At 60.3% G+C, this 15,012-nt stretch carries 13 protein-coding genes; 7 read left to right on the forward strand and 6 right to left on the reverse strand.

Annotated elements, in window-relative coordinates:
• A complete protein-coding gene (recD, locus tag AB5Y89_RS00190) occupies positions 1–2,055 on the forward strand; it encodes an exodeoxyribonuclease V subunit alpha (RefSeq protein WP_368222615.1) in 2,055 nt (684 codons plus the stop codon).
• An 83-nt stretch (positions 2,056–2,138) separates the two neighbouring features.
• Positions 2,139–3,845, forward strand: coding sequence for a hypothetical protein (locus tag AB5Y89_RS00195; RefSeq protein ID WP_203763409.1), 1,707 nt, complete (start codon positions 2,139–2,141; stop codon positions 3,843–3,845).
• 425 nt (positions 3,846–4,270) lie between these two features.
• Here AB5Y89_RS00195 and AB5Y89_RS00200 read toward each other — a convergent pair whose 3' ends face one another.
• Positions 4,271–4,669 carry a VOC family protein gene (locus tag AB5Y89_RS00200; protein ID WP_368222616.1) on the reverse strand — a complete coding sequence of 133 codons (399 nt, stop codon included), beginning with the start codon at positions 4,667–4,669 and terminating at the stop codon, positions 4,271–4,273.
• A 75-nt stretch (positions 4,670–4,744) separates the two neighbouring features.
• On the opposite strand from AB5Y89_RS00200, the gene AB5Y89_RS00205 reads away from it, so the two are divergent.
• Complete coding sequence (locus tag AB5Y89_RS00205; protein ID WP_368222617.1) at positions 4,745–5,659, forward strand: AraC family transcriptional regulator; 915 nt, start codon at positions 4,745–4,747, stop codon at positions 5,657–5,659.
• Positions 5,660–5,718: 59 nt separating this feature from the next.
• Here the strand turns inward: AB5Y89_RS00205 and AB5Y89_RS00210 are convergent, their stop codons facing one another.
• Positions 5,719–6,960, reverse strand: coding sequence for an ammonium transporter (locus AB5Y89_RS00210; RefSeq protein ID WP_042864817.1), 1,242 nt, complete (start codon positions 6,958–6,960; stop codon positions 5,719–5,721).
• Between the two features lie 25 nt (positions 6,961–6,985).
• The gene (gene glnK / locus AB5Y89_RS00215) at positions 6,986–7,324 is read right to left on the reverse strand and encodes a P-II family nitrogen regulator (protein ID WP_010675904.1); all 339 of its coding nucleotides are present in this window, start codon (positions 7,322–7,324) and stop codon (positions 6,986–6,988) included.
• 386 nt (positions 7,325–7,710) lie between these two features.
• On the opposite strand from glnK, the gene AB5Y89_RS00220 reads away from it, so the two are divergent.
• Positions 7,711–8,712: a sensor domain-containing diguanylate cyclase gene (locus tag AB5Y89_RS00220; RefSeq protein WP_039040121.1), complete on the forward strand. Its 1,002-nt coding sequence runs from the start codon at positions 7,711–7,713 to the stop codon at positions 8,710–8,712.
• A 130-nt stretch (positions 8,713–8,842) separates the two neighbouring features.
• Positions 8,843–9,256 (forward strand): hypothetical protein, encoded by a 414-nt coding sequence (locus tag AB5Y89_RS00225; protein WP_010675902.1) that lies wholly within the window; start codon positions 8,843–8,845, stop codon positions 9,254–9,256.
• 62 nt (positions 9,257–9,318) lie between these two features.
• Here the strand turns inward: AB5Y89_RS00225 and AB5Y89_RS00230 are convergent, their stop codons facing one another.
• Both AB5Y89_RS00230 and AB5Y89_RS00235 read right to left on the reverse strand, forming a co-directional pair.
• Complete coding sequence (locus AB5Y89_RS00230; protein WP_039040120.1) at positions 9,319–11,313, reverse strand: methyl-accepting chemotaxis protein; 1,995 nt, start codon at positions 11,311–11,313, stop codon at positions 9,319–9,321.
• A gap of 329 nt (positions 11,314–11,642) precedes the next feature.
• On the reverse strand, positions 11,643–11,999 hold the full coding sequence (locus AB5Y89_RS00235; protein WP_010675900.1) for a hypothetical protein: 357 nt from the start codon (positions 11,997–11,999) through the stop codon (positions 11,643–11,645).
• Between the two features lie 199 nt (positions 12,000–12,198).
• Between AB5Y89_RS00235 and AB5Y89_RS00240 the strand changes: the two genes are divergently transcribed.
• Positions 12,199–12,921: a response regulator gene (locus AB5Y89_RS00240; RefSeq protein ID WP_010675899.1), complete on the forward strand. Its 723-nt coding sequence runs from the start codon at positions 12,199–12,201 to the stop codon at positions 12,919–12,921.
• Between the two features lie 7 nt (positions 12,922–12,928).
• Positions 12,929–14,314 (forward strand): ATP-binding protein, encoded by a 1,386-nt coding sequence (locus AB5Y89_RS00245; protein WP_368222618.1) that lies wholly within the window; start codon positions 12,929–12,931, stop codon positions 14,312–14,314.
• Between the two features lie 175 nt (positions 14,315–14,489).
• Here AB5Y89_RS00245 and AB5Y89_RS00250 read toward each other — a convergent pair whose 3' ends face one another.
• The gene (locus AB5Y89_RS00250; protein ID WP_042078672.1) at positions 14,490–14,702 is read right to left on the reverse strand and encodes an RNA chaperone/antiterminator CspA; all 213 of its coding nucleotides are present in this window, start codon (positions 14,700–14,702) and stop codon (positions 14,490–14,492) included.
• Positions 14,703–15,012: the final 310 nt, after the last annotated feature.

Below are 15,012 nucleotides of genomic sequence, written 5' to 3' on the forward strand. Positions count from 1 at the left end.
ATGAAGGGCGAAACCATGATAGAGCGGCTGAAAGCCTTGGCGCTGGCGGGGCGCATCCGCCAGCTTGACCTGCAATTTGCCAGGCTGGTGGCCGACCTTGGCGGCAGCCCCGAGCTGGTGCTGGGGGCCGCGCTCGCCTGCCATGAGCTGGGGCGCGGCCATGTCTGCCTGCCGCTGGCGATGCTCGCTCAGGGCGGTGACGGGCAGGGATCCTCGCGCCCCTTCGGGCTGGATCCGGATCAGAGCCGGGATCTGCTGGCGGATCTCGCGGATCCCGCGAGCTGGCCCGCCCTCTTTGCGGCCAGCCCCCTGGTGGGGAGCGAACAGGAGGAGGGAGAGGCCCCCCGCTGGCCCCTGCGGCTCTGGGGTGATCGCCTCTACCTCACCCGCTACCACGACTTTGAGCTGGGGGTGGCCCGCCACCTTAGCGCCTTGAGTGAACGGGCCGAATGGCCGGAGATTGCCCCGGCCCTGTCACGCCTCTTTGCCCGCGACTACGGCCTGGTGTTCGGGGCCCTGCTCAAGGCCCGCCTCGCACCGGACTTCTCCGTCCGCCACTTTGTGGAGAAGTACCTGGATCTGGTCTTCCCCCATGAGGTGGAGTGGCCCGCCGTCGAGACCCTGCTAAAGAGCGCCCAGGCGGCCAGCGAGCTGGAGCGGCTGGATACCCTGGTGCCCGAGGCGCTCTGCTGCAACGGCCAGAAGCTGGCGGCGGCCACGGCGGCGGCGCGCCCCTTCGCGGTCATCTCCGGCGGCCCCGGCACCGGCAAGACCACCACGGTGGCCAAGCTCCTCGCCATCCTGGTGGAGACCGGCCTGCAAGGGGGCAAGGCCCCGGCTATCCGGCTGGTGGCCCCTACCGGCAAGGCGGCGGCGCGTCTGACCGAGAGTATCGGTGCTGCCCTGCAGGCCCTGGATCTGCCCCCCGAGTGGGTGGAGGCCATCCCCACCGAGGCGGGCACCCTGCACCGGCTGCTCGGGGTGATCCCCGGGCGCAGCCAGTTCCGCCATCACAGAGGCAACCCGCTGCACCTCGACCTGCTGGTGGTGGACGAGGCCTCCATGGTGGACCTGCCCATGATGGCGCGCCTGCTGGACGCGCTGCCCCGCCACGCCCGCCTCATCCTGCTCGGCGACAAGGATCAGCTCGCCTCGGTGGAGGCGGGGGCCGTGCTCGGGGATATCTGCAGCTTTATCGAACAGGGCATCAGCCCCGCGCAGGCGGATTGGCTCTCTCGCCAGACCGGCTATCGCCTGCAAGGCACGCCAGCGGGGGCCAGCGTGCGCGACAGCCTCTGTTTGCTCTCCAAGAGCTGGCGCTTTGACCAGCATTCGGGCATCGGGCAGTTGGCGCGGGCCTGCAACAGCGGCGACGGGGCAGCGGTGGAGGCGGTCTGGGGCGCAGGATTTGGCGACATCCGCCTGCACCCCTGGGCGGGGGAGGCCTACAACGCCTTGATTGCCCAGGGGGTCGCCGGTTACGGCAGCTACCTCAAGGCGGCCCGGGCCAGCGAGGATCCGGCGGCGGTGTTCAAGGCATTCAACGGCTTCCAGATCCTCTGCGCCCTGCGGGACGGCCCCTTCGGGGTGACGGGGCTGAACGAGCGGCTCGAACTGGCCCTCGCCAAGGCTGGGCTGATCCAGCGTGACGGCGACTGGTATGCGGGCCGCCCGGTGATGGTGGTGCGCAACGACCACGGGGTCGGCCTCTACAACGGCGACATGGGGCTCTGCCTGCCCGATGACACCGGCCGCCTCAAGGTGTGGTTCGAGCAGCCGGACGGTACCCTGCGGGCTTTGCTGCCCAGCCGGTTGCCCCCCCATGAGACGGTCTACGCCATGACCATCCACAAATCCCAGGGCTCGGAGTTTGCCCATACCGTGCTGGTGCTGCCCGACAGCCCCAGCCCCCTGCTGACCCGCGAGCTGGTCTACACCGGGATTACCCGCGCCAAGGCACGCCTCGATCTCTACGGCGATCGCGCCCTGCTGGCACAAGCCGTGCGGAAAAAGACCGAGCGGTATTCGGGGTTGGCACAGAGGTTGGGGGAGTGAGCGATGGTACGGCGGTGAAGGGATTTACCGGTGTTTGATTACGTTTCACTCATAAGAACTAAGAATATCTGGGGTTATTTTTGATGAAAATTAAAGAATTAAACTTTTTTGAAGACTATCTGATGACAGTTCAGTTTGAATTGGATGGTGATGAATATGTTGGTTCATTAGTAATAGGTAAATCAAAGGCCCCGACGCTACAAATAAATACAAATAACCCTGCCATTCTGTTTGATGAACGCAGATTCATTTCTTCACCAATAACTTGTAAAGAGGTTGGAACAGGAAAGGTTTATAGACTTCATGATTCATCATTGTGGAGAGGTATCATATATTCAGAGTTCGTCGAGTCCATAATTATGGACGCAGAAAATCATGATTTTTATGATATCATTGAAATATCTCTTACTGGAATATCTGAACAATGCGAAAGCTGGCGCACCTATGAGTTATCTCAAGATGAATTTAAAAGAGAGTTGGGTGTAGATAAATTCTCAATTGAATTTTCCTTTAAAGGGAATGGTTATACTATAAATAACACCAGAAATGTTTCAGTTGAGCAGATTGGTCTCGCAGAGCAGGTAATAAAGATACAAGATGGATTCGTTATAAAGAAAATAAATGCTGGTTTTTCACTTAACGAAACAAAAGATCTTGCACAAGAGATTAGAAATTTATTTTCTCTCATTTTTGGCGGCGCCCTTTCAATCAGGTCAATATACCTTTCGTCATCTTTAAAAAAGGGTTTTTATAGTTCTTTGATATTTCCTTGCATAACATATAATCAAAATCCAATGGGTCGTGTTCGTCAAGCTATATGTGACTTTAGCAACATATTTAGGTGGCAGCTATGGGATACGATATTTAATAACTATTTCAGTAAAAAATCATTCAGAGATATATGGTGCCGTATAGTGCCATCATTATCCGATAAACTTATTGGATATTGGGAGCACAACATATTATCAGTGGTGGTTACACTAGAGATGTATTGTGAGTTGACATCTAAAGGGCATGGACACAAGTTAAACTCTGCGCAGTTCAAAGCATTGAAGGAACAGCTCACAGAGGTACTAACTAATTTTGAAAAGACAGAAGAATTGTCCGTTGATGATATAAGTCTCATTCATAATTTGGCGGGGGCCATTAAACACTTAAAAAATACATCACATGCAACGCTACAGAATAAGTATGACTTTTTAATGGAGCACACATCACTGCAAATTAGAGACGTTATTGGTTTTAGTGAGGTTGACTTCAATATAATTAAAAAGCTAAGAAATAGTGTGGCTCATGGAACGATATATAAGGCGGTAGAGGAAGGTGAGATAACCAAAGAGCTTGAAATTAAGGATAAACTGTTAGTGTTGCTTATGTATTTTGTTTTTAATGAATTAGGATTTAGTGACATACAAATCGCCCAGTTATTTGACAGAACTAGAAATGAAATAATTATGCGGGCTGGTTTGAATGAAAAAGCAAGGGATAGAATTACTGGGAATGCAAAATTTATAACGTTAGCTGGCATGGCAAGTATTGATGGATTGAAATATCATCAACCTATAGTTATTCTCTATAATCAAGATGACGATGAATATCATCTTGACGATCGACTTACTCATAAGACTCAGAATGAGTGGCATAACAGTGGATTTAGTGATGTGCGTGATTTCGTGAAATCTTTAATATCAAAAGATCAATATTCAAAGTTAGAGTACTTGAACAAAATCTATCTTGTGCTTCAGGGGCAGGAGCATCTTTTTATGGGCGCAATTTTGTTAACTAAATAATTTTTATATCTTGCAGGTTGGATGTATCTCATATGCTGGGCTTCTCAGGCTCAACACCAACCTACGGATTGTGTAGGTTGTGGCTGAGCGTAGTGAAGCCCAACGTTTACCGTGTGTTCTATTTTTCCTTCCCCTCATCCCCAGCCCTTCTCCCGCAAGGGGAGAAGGGGGCAATGCCGTTACCTTCGTCCGATTACGCTTCGCTAATCGAACCTACGTGGCTGCCACCTCGATTATTTGCCCCGTCCAGACAGGGGCCGCTTGATTGCCCCTCCCCCTGCCAAGGGGGAGGTTGGGAGGGGGTCATGGCCCCATCCGTCAGCCGGCATGGCAAACCCCGCCCCTCCCCTTGCAAAGGGGAGGGGCAAAGCAGATGGCTCACCGGCTGCTTGGCATAGTGGCATCACTCGAACCCTCCCCTTGGGTTAGATGGTCAGCTCCAGCCGATTGCCTTCGGGATCGAGGAAGGTGCTCTCGTAATAGCCATCGCCGGTCCAGCGGGGGCCGTCCAGGTGTTTCACCTCGGCGCCCTTGAGCAGCTTGAGGCGGGCTGTCATCTGGTCCACCGCATCCACGCTGCCGAGGGAGAAGGCGATATGGGCCAGCCCCTGCAACGGGTGCGGTAGATGCAGATCCGCCGGAAACAGGATGGGGGTATGCATCAGCTCCAGGCTGGCGCCTCCCTCGAAGCGCACGAAGTAGGAGCTGAACTGCTTGCTCGGGTTGTGGTAGCGCTCATTGGCCTGCCCGCCAAACAGGGAGCAGTAGAATGCCTTGAGTGCCTCCAGATCCTGCGCCCAGATGGCGACGTGATGTATGTGCATGGCTGGTCTCCTGTGACTCGATGCCCTTGATGCTATGCTGGGGCCTGTCCCTTCGACATGGCTGAGCCCGTCCTGATGATGTCTGAAACTGCCAATCTTGAAGTCATTGACGTCTCCCTCGACTGCCGCGAGCAGATCTGTTGCGACAGCCTGCTGCCGGCCCTCGCACAGGAGCAGGTGTGGCTGGCGGGCTATTCCTGTCTCAAGACCCGTTATCGCATTTCCCGCCGCTTTGCCGATGTGCACTGTTTTCTGCTGACTCTGGGGGGCGAGGGGGAGGTGCAGGTGGGGGATCGCCGCGAGCGGTTGCAGGTCGGGGAGTGGGCGCTGATCCCGGCCGGGGAGCCGCTCTGCTACCAGCTTAGTGAGCAGTTGAGTGAGCAGCTTAATGAGACGTTGAACCAGCAGGTGAATAAGGGTGGTGAGTGGGAGCTGGTGTGGCTGCTGTTGCACAAGGATTCCCCCTGGGATGCCTTCGCCAGCCACCCCCGGCTCGGCTGCACCTCCCAGCAGGCCACCCTGTTGCGCACGATCGAGAACCTCTATGCGGAGCAGGAGCGCCATCAGGACCCGCTGCTCAGCGCGCTGCTGGTGGAGCAGCTCGGTTTCTACCTGCGCCGCCTGCTGCAAAAGGGAGAGGGACAGAGCCGCGGCGAGCGGCTGGCGCTGCGCCTCGAATTGCTGCTCAAAGAGGCGCTGACCGAGCCTTGGGACATTGCCCGCATGGCCGGCGCCCTGCACTTCTCCAAGCGTCAGCTCCATCGACTCTGTCAGCAGCATTTCGCGCTGGCGCCCATGGCGCTGCTGCAACGGTTGCGGTTGCAGCGGGCGGCGCTCTTGCTGGCGAGCCGGGCCGACCCGGTGAAGCAGTTGGCCGAGCAGTGCGGCTTCAAGAACGAATACCACTTCTCCACCGCTTTCAAGCGCCAGCATGGGCTGGCGCCCAGTCACTATCGCCGGTTGCATCACCCCGCCTTCAAGGGGCGCTGAGGGCGCCCAAAAAAACGGGGCCCGAGGTGTCCCCCGGGCCCCGCAAGCAGATGGCGTGCTTAGATGCTGGATTTGACGCTGACGAACTCGGGGTAGGCATCGATGCCGCACTCGTGGACATCCACACCCATCATCTCTTCCTCTTCGCTGACCCGCAGGCCCATGGTGGCCTTGAGCAGGCTCCAGACCACGAGGGAGACGACAAAGACCCAGCCGAAGATGGTGGCAGCACCCAGCAACTGGGCACCGAAGGTGGCGCTCGTGTTGGAGAAGGGCACCACCATCAGGCCGAACAGGCCGCAGACGCCGTGTACCGAGATGGCACCGACCGGATCATCGATCTTCAGGCGATCGAAGGCGACGATGGCGTAGACCACCAGGGCACCGGCCAGGGCGCCGATCAGGCTGGCGAACAGCGGGCTGGGGGAGGCCGGGTCGGCGGTGATGGCGACCAGGCCGCCGAGGGCGCCGTTGAGGATCATGGTGAGATCCGCCTTGCCCCAGGTGAGCTTGCTGACCAGCAGGGCGCCGACCACACCGGCGGCCGCGGCGGCGTTGGTGTTGACGAACACGGTGCCGATGGCGGTGGCGTCAGCGGCGCTGGAGAGCGCCAGTTGGGAGCCACCGTTGAAGCCGAACCAGCCCATCCAGAGGATCAGGGTGCCCAGGGTCGCGAGCGGCAGGTTGGAGCCGGGGATGGGGTAGATCTCCCCTTGCTTGCCATATTTGCCGCGACGGGGGCCGAGCAGCAGCACGGCGGCCAGGGCAGCGGCAGCGCCCGCCATGTGGACGATGCCGGAGCCTGCGAAGTCGGAGAAGCCCGCCTCTTTCAGGAAGCCGCCACCCCAGCTCCAGTAGCCTTCCACGGGGTAGATGAAGCCGGTCATCACCACGCAGAACAGCAGGAAGGACCAGAGCTTCATCCGCTCTGCCACCGCACCTGAGATGATGGAGGTGGCGGTGGCGACGAACACCACCTGGAAGAAGAAGTCGGAGTGCAGGGAGTGGCCCGCGTCGTCCGCCTGGCTGCCCATCAGGCTGCCAAAGCTCGGCAGCCAGCCGCCGGCGCTGTTGTCCACGTACATGATGTTGTAGCCGACCAGCAGGAACATGATGCAGGCGATGGCATAGAGCAGGATGTTCTTGGTCAGGATCTCGGTGGTGTTCTTGGCGCGGACCAGGCCGGCTTCGAGCATGGCGAACCCGGCGGCCATCCACATGACCAGCACGCCGGAGATCAGCAGGTAGAAGGTGTCGAGTGCATAGCGCAGCTCGCTGACGGATGTGATCAACTCTTCCATGTCGTATTCCTCAGTTCCAGTCGTATCAAAGGGCGTCTGCGTCGGTCTCGCCGGTGCGGATGCGCACGGCGGCCTGCAGGTCATAAACGAAGATCTTGCCGTCACCTATCTTGCCGGTGTGGGCGGCCTTGCTGATGGCTTCGATGATCTGCTCGACGTTGTCGGCCAGGGTGGCGATCTCCAGCTTTACCTTGGGCAGGAAATCCACCTGGTATTCGGCACCCCGGTACAGCTCGGTGTGCCCCTTCTGGCGGCCAAACCCCTTGACCTCGGAAACCGTCAGCCCCTCGACGCCGAGGTTGGCGATGGCTTCGCGCACGTCGTCGAGTTTGAACGGCTTGATGATGGCGGTGATTAATTTCATGCAATATCCCCAATCCTTGTGGTTCACCCAGATAAAGGCAAATATTGCGCCAGAAAAGTATTTTTCTTTTTATTCATAGGCTTACTTATTAATCGCAACCCTGGTCAGCGAGGCTTGCCCAATATGGGCAGGGCTGCGCCAAAGGTGTGCACCGCCGTGGTGCAATCTGGCCGGCAGAAGAACGGAAGGGAGCGTGACGGCGCGCAAGACTCGAAAGTGTGCGGGCTGCTACTGTTGTTCAACAAGAGGGCAACCTGGCCGATAACCAGTCATGACGGGGTGTCGAGGCCAGTCGCCCCCTTGAAGGCTCGACCGGCAGGCCCGGTTTTCCCGCCAGGTCAACAAGCGGATCCGTGGCGCCGAGTAGCAGAACAAGGAAGGTTTTCATGCTGCATGACAATGAGATGACAAGGCTACCGGCCCTCGACGAGGCCGTGATGAGCGGCATGCTGGAGGTCGTGAGCGACGGTCTCTGGGACTGGAATGCCAACACCGGCTATGTCCATCGCTATCCCGGCTGGTATCAGATGCTGGGGTATGAGCCCCACTCCCTCGACAACACTGTCTTTACCTGGGAGAACCTGATCCACCCGGACGATCTGGCGCAGGTCATGGAGAGCTTCGATGCCTGCCTGAGCGGGCGGGCGGCGGACTACCGGGCCGAATACCGCTGCCGTTGCCGTAACGGTGACTACCTCTGGGTGGCGGATTGTGGCCGCATCGTCGCACGCAACCCGGACGGCAGTGTCGCCAGGATGGTGGGGGCACACCGCAACATCCACGCCCAGCGGGAACTCTACGCCAGGCTGGAGCTGCAAAACCGCACCCTGGAGCAGCAGGTGGCGCAGCGTACCGCCGAACTGGAGCGGCTCAACCAGGCATTGCAGTTCCAGGTAGAGGAGAACCGCCGCCTGGCGGAGACGGACTCCCTGACCGGCGCGGCCAGCCGCTATCGGCTGGAGCAGGCGGTGCGGCTGGAGCATGAGCGCGCCAAGCGCTTCAAGGAGCCCTTTGCCGTGATCGCCATGGACGTGGACGACTTCAAGCAGATCAATGATCGCCATGGCCACGGGGTGGGGGACCAGACCCTGATCGATATCGTGCAGCTGACCCGGGGCTGCATCCGCGAGATCGATCTGCTGGCCCGCTGGGGGGGTGACGAGTTCATGCTGGTGCTTCCCAATACCCGGTTGCCCGACGCCCGGGTGGTGGCCGAAAAGCTGAGGCAGCGCCTGAGCCATGCCAGGGTCAAGGGGATCGAGCCCGTGACCTTGAGTTTCGGGCTGGTGGAGTCCGACCCCGACGAGCAGGTGTCCCACCTGATGGCACGGGTCGACAGGGCGCTCTACCGGGCCAAGCTGGCGGGCAAGGACCAGCTCAGCGGCTGACAAGGGCACTGGTCGGAGCCGCTACGGGGCTTTTCCCCCCCGAATACGGCTTGACCAAGGGATTTTCTTGACTCCAATTCATCCCGCTGGTTTCATGCGCGCTCTTTTCATTCTTGCGAGATGTATCTTCATGAAAAAGTCCTTGCTGATTGCCCTGACCGCCCTGCCTCTGGTTGCCCACGCCGGCCTGATGGATTCCCTGACCGACACCGTGACAAGCAGCGTCACCAGCACCGCCAAAGAGATGGCTGGCAACGCCATGGACACCGCTTCCAACGAAGCGATCAAGAAGGCCCTGGACATCAAGGAAGGCGGCTCCAACAAGCAGGCCATCAAGGACAAGCTGGGCGCCCCGGCCAGCACCAAGACCGACGCCGGTCTGGAAGTGTGGACCTATGACCTGGACGCACTGAACAAGGCCTCCCCGCTGCTGGCCGAGACCACCAAGTCCCTGCTGAAAGACTCCGAAGTGGCCCAGAAGAACGTGGTCATCAAGTTCGAAGGCGAGACCGTGAAGACCCTGAACCTGGCCAACAAGGCCTGAGTCCTGGCAAAGTGAATGAAAAAGGGGCCCGCGGGCCCCTTTTTGCTGTCTGGTGTTCAGGCTCACACCTTGAAGCGGTGTACCAGTGCCAGCAACTGGCGATTGGACCCCAGCAGGGTGGCGGCGCTCTGCTCCGTGTTGCCGCCGTTCTCCACCAGGAGGTTCAGCATGTCGCGAATGCTCACCATGTTGCGGTTGATCTCCTCGGTCACCCGGCTCTGCTCCTCGGCAGCGGTGGCGATCTGGCTGCTGAGATCGTGGATCTGCACCACGGCGTCGGCCATGGTGTCGAGCCCGCCGGTGACCTGCCCCGTGGTGTCGGCCGCCGCCTGGCAACTGCGCTTGGTCTGCTCCATGGCGACCACGGCCTCGGCGACCCCCTGGGTGAGCCGTGACAACATGCTGCCCACTTCGGCGGTGCTGTTCTGGGTGCGTGCCGCGAGGGCACGCACCTCGTCGGCCACCACCGCGAAGCCCCGGCCCTGTTCACCGGCCCGGGCCGCCTCGATGGCGGCGTTGAGCGCCAGCAGGTTGGTCTGGGCGGCGATGCCGCCGATCACCCCGAGTACGCTGCCGATCTGCTGGGCATCTTCCTGCATCTCCAGCACCTTGGCGGCGGCGAGATCCACCTCGTCGATGAGGGCCACCACGCTGGCGGAGGCTGACCCCACCACCTTGCGGGAGCTGGCCGCCTGACCGTTGGCGGCCTCGGTGAAGCTGGCGGAGTCGTTGGCGTGGCGGGCAACGCTGTCGGCGGTGGAGCTGAGTTCGTTGAGGGCGGTGACGACCTGATCGGTTTCGCTGGCGTGTTCCCCCAGGATCCGCCTGGCCTGCCCGGTCTGTTGATCGAGCTGGGCCAGCTCGCGGGTGATGAGGTCGGTGGCGGCGGTCACCTGCACCATCATCTGTTGCAGGAAGGCGATGAAGCGGTTGACCGACAGGGCGATGTTGTCCAGCTCGTCATGTCCTTTGACCTGGATGCGGGCGGTCAGATCGGCGTCGCCGGCGCTGAGGGCGTCGATGTTGAGCTTGAGGGTCTGCAGGCGGCTGCCAAGCTGGCTGATGGCCAGCACCATGAGCACGAACAGCAGCCCCGCCAGGGGGAGCTGGATGCTCGCCAGGGTGGCGAGCACATCCCGGCTGTCCTGGGTCAGGGTGCGGGTCGGCAGGGCGGCGGCCAGCAGCCAGGGGGTCCCTTCGATGGCCTCCATCAGCAGGGTCTGTTCCTCACCCTGATCCTGGAAGGTGGTGCGAAGCTGCCCCTTGCTCGCATCCTGGCCCAGCAGGCCGCTGATGGCGAGGGCGAAGGGATAGTCGGCGTGGGCGGAGAGGTTGCCGAGCACCACATCCCCGGTCAGACGGGCGTTGCGGCTCAGGATCTTGCCGTCAGCCTCGATGATCATCACCTGACCGCCGATCTCCTGCTCTTTCTTGGCCACCAGGTCGTTGAAGAAGCCCAGGGTGACGTCTATGGTCGACACCCCGTAGAGGGCGCCATCCTGGTAGATCCCCATGGCGCAGTTGGTTCTCGGCTGCTGGCTCGCGCCATCCTTGTAGGCGGCGGCCCAGGCACAGACGCCACGGGGCGCCTGCTGACCGGCCTTGTGCCAGGGCTGATCGAAATAGTTGGGCGCCTCTGCCGAGTTCCAGTAGGTGTTGGGAATGAGGGCGTTGGACGCATCCCGGTGGAAGAAGGTGCTGAACTTGGCGCGTCCCGCCTCCCGCTTGTCCGGCAGGGGCCAGATGCCGCCACCGAAGACCATGCCGTTGCCGTACTGGTCGATGAGGGCCGGGAGCTGGGCATCTATCTGCTCGCTCGGCAGTTGTGCCACCAGCTGGGTGATGCTGCGCGACTGGGTCTGCACCCCGTTGAGCTGGTCACGGATATCGGTCGCTATCTCGCCGACTCGCAGCGCCACGTTCTCCTCCCCCGCTTTTTGCAGGGCGGGGGTGATCCAGATCTGGATGCCGATCACCGTCAGGGCGCACACCAGCGCCATGAAGCCCAGAAAAACGGCGGTATAGCGCCCCTTGATTGTGCCCAGATTCCATCCCATAACGACTCCTGTCCACTGTGTCCGGGATCGTGCCCGCGTCTGTTGTGTGAGGGACCATTATGATTTATTTCGAAAGTGAAACGTTTGTTATCGCTCACATAACATGATGCGGCCAGGTAGGAAAAGGTGAAAAAACTGGGAGGTGGAGACAAAAAAGGGTGGCTTGCGCCACCCTGTCGTTTTCGCCGGTGTCGGGGCAGGGCCCCGCCGGATCACGGGTCTGCTTCGGCAAACCGCTTCATTACGTCGACTTACTGGTTTGCTTATGCGAACTGCTTCATCACCTCGACTTACTGGTCTGCTTCGGCAAACGGCTTCATTACTTCGATTTACTGGTTTGCTTCTGCGAACTGCTTCATCACTTCGGCATGCTTGATCATGCCGTCGGCACGCAGACCAAGGTTCTTCACGAACTCCGCCTTCTTGGCCGGATCTTCAATCTTGTCGTAGCGCTGTTGCAGATGGGCCTGGATCTGTTCCGGGGTCATGTTCTTCATGCGGGCCATCTTGTCGTGGCGGCCGCCATGATGCTTGCCGCCCATCATGCCGGTACCGTCCATGGGGCAACCGGTCGCCGTGGCCTGGGTCGGTTGCGCGGTGGAGACCGCCTCGCTGGCGGCATAGGCGCCCAGCGGCAGGCCGAGGATCAGGGTGGCGGTCAGCAGGGTCTTGGTCAGCTTTTTCATGGGTAACTCCTGTCGGATGTGTACGGGTAGAGGCTCTTTCGCCTTGGTATCCAGTAAACACCGTGGAAGTGTCTGAAATTTGCCAGTAGAAGCCTATTTTGTAGCAGAGTGTGGCACAGGGGCGTGCTGGCACACTTTGACACAACCCGCCCGGTTGATTTTCGTATAATCGCCCCAGCCCGATAACGGAGAAATGATGATGAACCAAGGCAGCCCTCATATTCTGGTGGTCGATGACCACAGCGAGATCCGCGATCTGCTCAAGCGCTTTCTGGAGCAGCATGGCATGCGCGTCAGTTGCGCCCGGGATGGCAAGGAGATGAAGCGGCTGCTGGATGAGCGGGAGTTCGACCTGCTGGTGCTGGATCTGATGATGCCGGGGGAGGATGGCCTCACCCTGTGCCGCGAGCTCAGGGTCAAATCCCGCCTGCCGATCATCATGCTTACCGCCATGGGGGAGGAGACGGACCGCATCATCGGCCTGGAGATGGGGGCGGACGACTACCTCTCCAAGCCGTTCAACCCGCGGGAGCTGCTGGCCCGCATCAAGGCGGTGATGCGCCGTACCCAGGCGGAGAGCCTGCCCGTGCCGGAGACCCTGACCCGGGATCTGCGCTTCGATCGCTGGCTGCTCGACGTCAATCGCCGCGAGCTGGTGGACGAGGAGGGGGTGGGGATGAGCCTCTCCACCGCAGAGTTCGATCTGCTCAAGGTGTTTCTGGAGCGGCCCCAGCGGGTGCTGAGCCGGGATCAGTTGCTGGATCTGGCCCGTGGCCGGGAGGCGGTGGCCTTCGATCGCGCCATCGATACCCTGGTGAGCCGACTGCGGCGCAAGCTGGAGCGGGATCCCAAGAATCCCGAGCTCATCAAGACCATCTGGGGTGGCGGTTACCTGTTCGCCGCCGACGTGACCCAGGAGTGAGGCCGACATGATCAAGCGCGTCTTCGCCAGGCTGCTGCCCAAGGGGTTGACCGGCCAGATAGTGCTGGTGGCCCTGGCGGGGCTGGTACTGATCCAGCTGCTCAGTATCCAGATCTACCGCTCGGACAGGGAGGAGGCCCTCGGTTACGTCAACAGCCGCAACGCCATGCAGCGCATCATCTCCGTGGTGCGCCTGCTCTCCCTCTCTCCTCCTTCCCTCTATCACGAGATCCTCAAGGCAAGCCGCAGCGAGACCCTGCTGCTGCGTCTGGCCGACGAGCCGTTGCAGCCGGACAACCGCAGCCCCCGCTTCGAGAAGCTGGTGCGGGCCAAGCTCGGCTATCCATCCTCCCTGGCGGTGGAGATCAGCGCCGAGCTGAAGCAGGACATCCAGCGCAGCCGGGCCTGGCAGCACCACAACCGCATGATGAAGGATCGCAACGGCATGCCGACGCCCCAGGACATGCGGCTCTACGGCTCCATCGAACTGCCCAACGGCGGCTGGCTCCAGTTCAGCTCCCTGGTGGACAAGGAGACGGCGAGTTGGTCCTGGCAGACCACCCTAAACCTGCTGCTGGTGGCGAGCCTGGTGATCGGCCTGATGATCTGGCTGTTCCGCCGGGCGACCCGTCCCCTCAAGCAACTGGCGGCCAACGCCGACAGGCTGGGGCGTGGTGAGGACATCGAGCCCCTGCGCGAGGAGGGGCCCACCGAGATCCGCGAGTCCATCCAGGCCTTCAACCGGATGCACACCCGGCTCGATCGCTTCGTGCAGGACAGAACCCGGATGCTGGCCGCCATCTCCCATGACCTGCGCACCCCCATCACCAGCCTGCGGCTGCGCAGCGAGTTTCTGGCGGACGGGGAAGACAAGGATCGCTTCCAGCAGACCCTGCAGCAGATGGAGCAGATGCTGGCGGCGACCCTGAGCTTTGCCCGGGAGGAGGGGCAGCAGGAGGCGACCCGGGAGCTGGATCTGGTCAGCCTGCTGGAGAGCCTGTGTGACGACTATGCCGACATGGGCCAGCCCGTCACCTGCCTGGCCGAGGGCAAGCAGGTTTACGCCTGCCGCGCCAACACCCTGCGCCGGGTGCTGCAAAACCTCATCGGCAACGCCATCAAGTACGCAGGGGGTGCCGAGGTTTCGCTGGCGCGCGGTGACGGCGAGTTGCTGATCCTGGTTCGCGATCAGGGGCCGGGGATTGCGGAGAGCCAGCTGGAGGAGGTGTTCAAGCCCTTCGTGCGCCTGGATGAAGCCCGCAACACCGAGTCTGGCAGCGTGGGACTGGGGCTCGCCATCGCCCGCACCCTGGTGCACCAGCACGGCGGTGAGCTCAGCCTTCACAATCGCGAGGAGGGGGGGCTGGAGGCACGGATCAGCCTGCCCCTGTAAGGAACCTGACCAGGAAATGGGGCACCACCAGGGTGCCTTTTTGCTGCCCGTGGCGCTAGGGAAGCAGGGCAACAGGTCGGCCACCCGGAAACGGGCAACAAAAAACCCGCCGAAGCGGGTTTTTTCAATTCTTGCTGAGGCGCTGCCGATAAACGGAAGGCGGCTCGGGCGTGAATTACAGGCCAGTAACGTTGGCAGCAGCCGGGCCTTTCTGGCCTTGCTCGATGGTGAACTCAACGCGCTGACCTTCTTCCAGGGTTTTGAAACCGTTGGACTGGATGGCGGAGAAGTGAACGAACACGTCTTTGCTGCCGTCAGCCGGGGAGATGAAACCGAAGCCTTTCTCGGCGTTGAAGAACTTTACGGTACCAGTCATTTTGTTGGACATGATAATTTCCTTGAATAGTGATTAGTGAAACGCCATTAGGGTGGCAATCCATGATTTTTCGTCAGAAATACGTATGGGGAGCACTAAAGAAGGAGAATTATCTGGCAAGAATTATCGGGGATAACTACCTGCACAAATCACTGCTTTAAGATGACTGCCTAACATAATCAGGTCTGAACTACCGAACCATCGAAAACGATTAGAACACGCACATCCCGTCATGGCAATCTTTATCTTGGTATTCATTTCTGACGGTGATGGCTGGATCGGCGTTTTATCCGGATGTGCGTCTGCTGCCAGGCGCCTCCTG

It is taken from the genome of Aeromonas sp. s4 (genome assembly GCF_040907855.1).
GTDB classification, from domain to species: Bacteria; Pseudomonadota; Gammaproteobacteria; order Enterobacterales; family Aeromonadaceae; genus Aeromonas; species Aeromonas caviae.

Coding starts and splice junctions, on each gene's coding strand:
- AB5Y89_RS00225 (WP_010675902.1), top strand. CDS start 8,843: ATGAAAAAGTCCTTGCTGATTGCCCTGACCGCCCTGCCTCTGGTTGCC.
- AB5Y89_RS00245 (WP_368222618.1), top strand. CDS start 12,929: ATGATCAAGCGCGTCTTCGCCAGGCTGCTGCCCAAGGGGTTGACCGGC.
- AB5Y89_RS00220 (WP_039040121.1), top strand. CDS start 7,711: ATGCTGCATGACAATGAGATGACAAGGCTACCGGCCCTCGACGAGGCC.
- AB5Y89_RS00240 (WP_010675899.1), top strand. CDS start 12,199: ATGAACCAAGGCAGCCCTCATATTCTGGTGGTCGATGACCACAGCGAG.
- AB5Y89_RS00230 (WP_039040120.1), bottom strand. CDS start 11,313: ATGGGATGGAATCTGGGCACAATCAAGGGGCGCTATACCGCCGTTTTT.
- AB5Y89_RS00235 (WP_010675900.1), bottom strand. CDS start 11,999: ATGAAAAAGCTGACCAAGACCCTGCTGACCGCCACCCTGATCCTCGGC.
- AB5Y89_RS00195 (WP_203763409.1), top strand. CDS start 2,139: ATGAAAATTAAAGAATTAAACTTTTTTGAAGACTATCTGATGACAGTT.
- AB5Y89_RS00210 (WP_042864817.1), bottom strand. CDS start 6,960: ATGGAAGAGTTGATCACATCCGTCAGCGAGCTGCGCTATGCACTCGAC.
- recD (WP_368222615.1), top strand. CDS start 1: ATGAAGGGCGAAACCATGATAGAGCGGCTGAAAGCCTTGGCGCTGGCG.
- AB5Y89_RS00200 (WP_368222616.1), bottom strand. CDS start 4,669: ATGCACATACATCACGTCGCCATCTGGGCGCAGGATCTGGAGGCACTC.
- glnK (WP_010675904.1), bottom strand. CDS start 7,324: ATGAAATTAATCACCGCCATCATCAAGCCGTTCAAACTCGACGACGTG.
- AB5Y89_RS00250 (WP_042078672.1), bottom strand. CDS start 14,702: ATGTCCAACAAAATGACTGGTACCGTAAAGTTCTTCAACGCCGAGAAA.
- AB5Y89_RS00205 (WP_368222617.1), top strand. CDS start 4,745: ATGATGTCTGAAACTGCCAATCTTGAAGTCATTGACGTCTCCCTCGAC.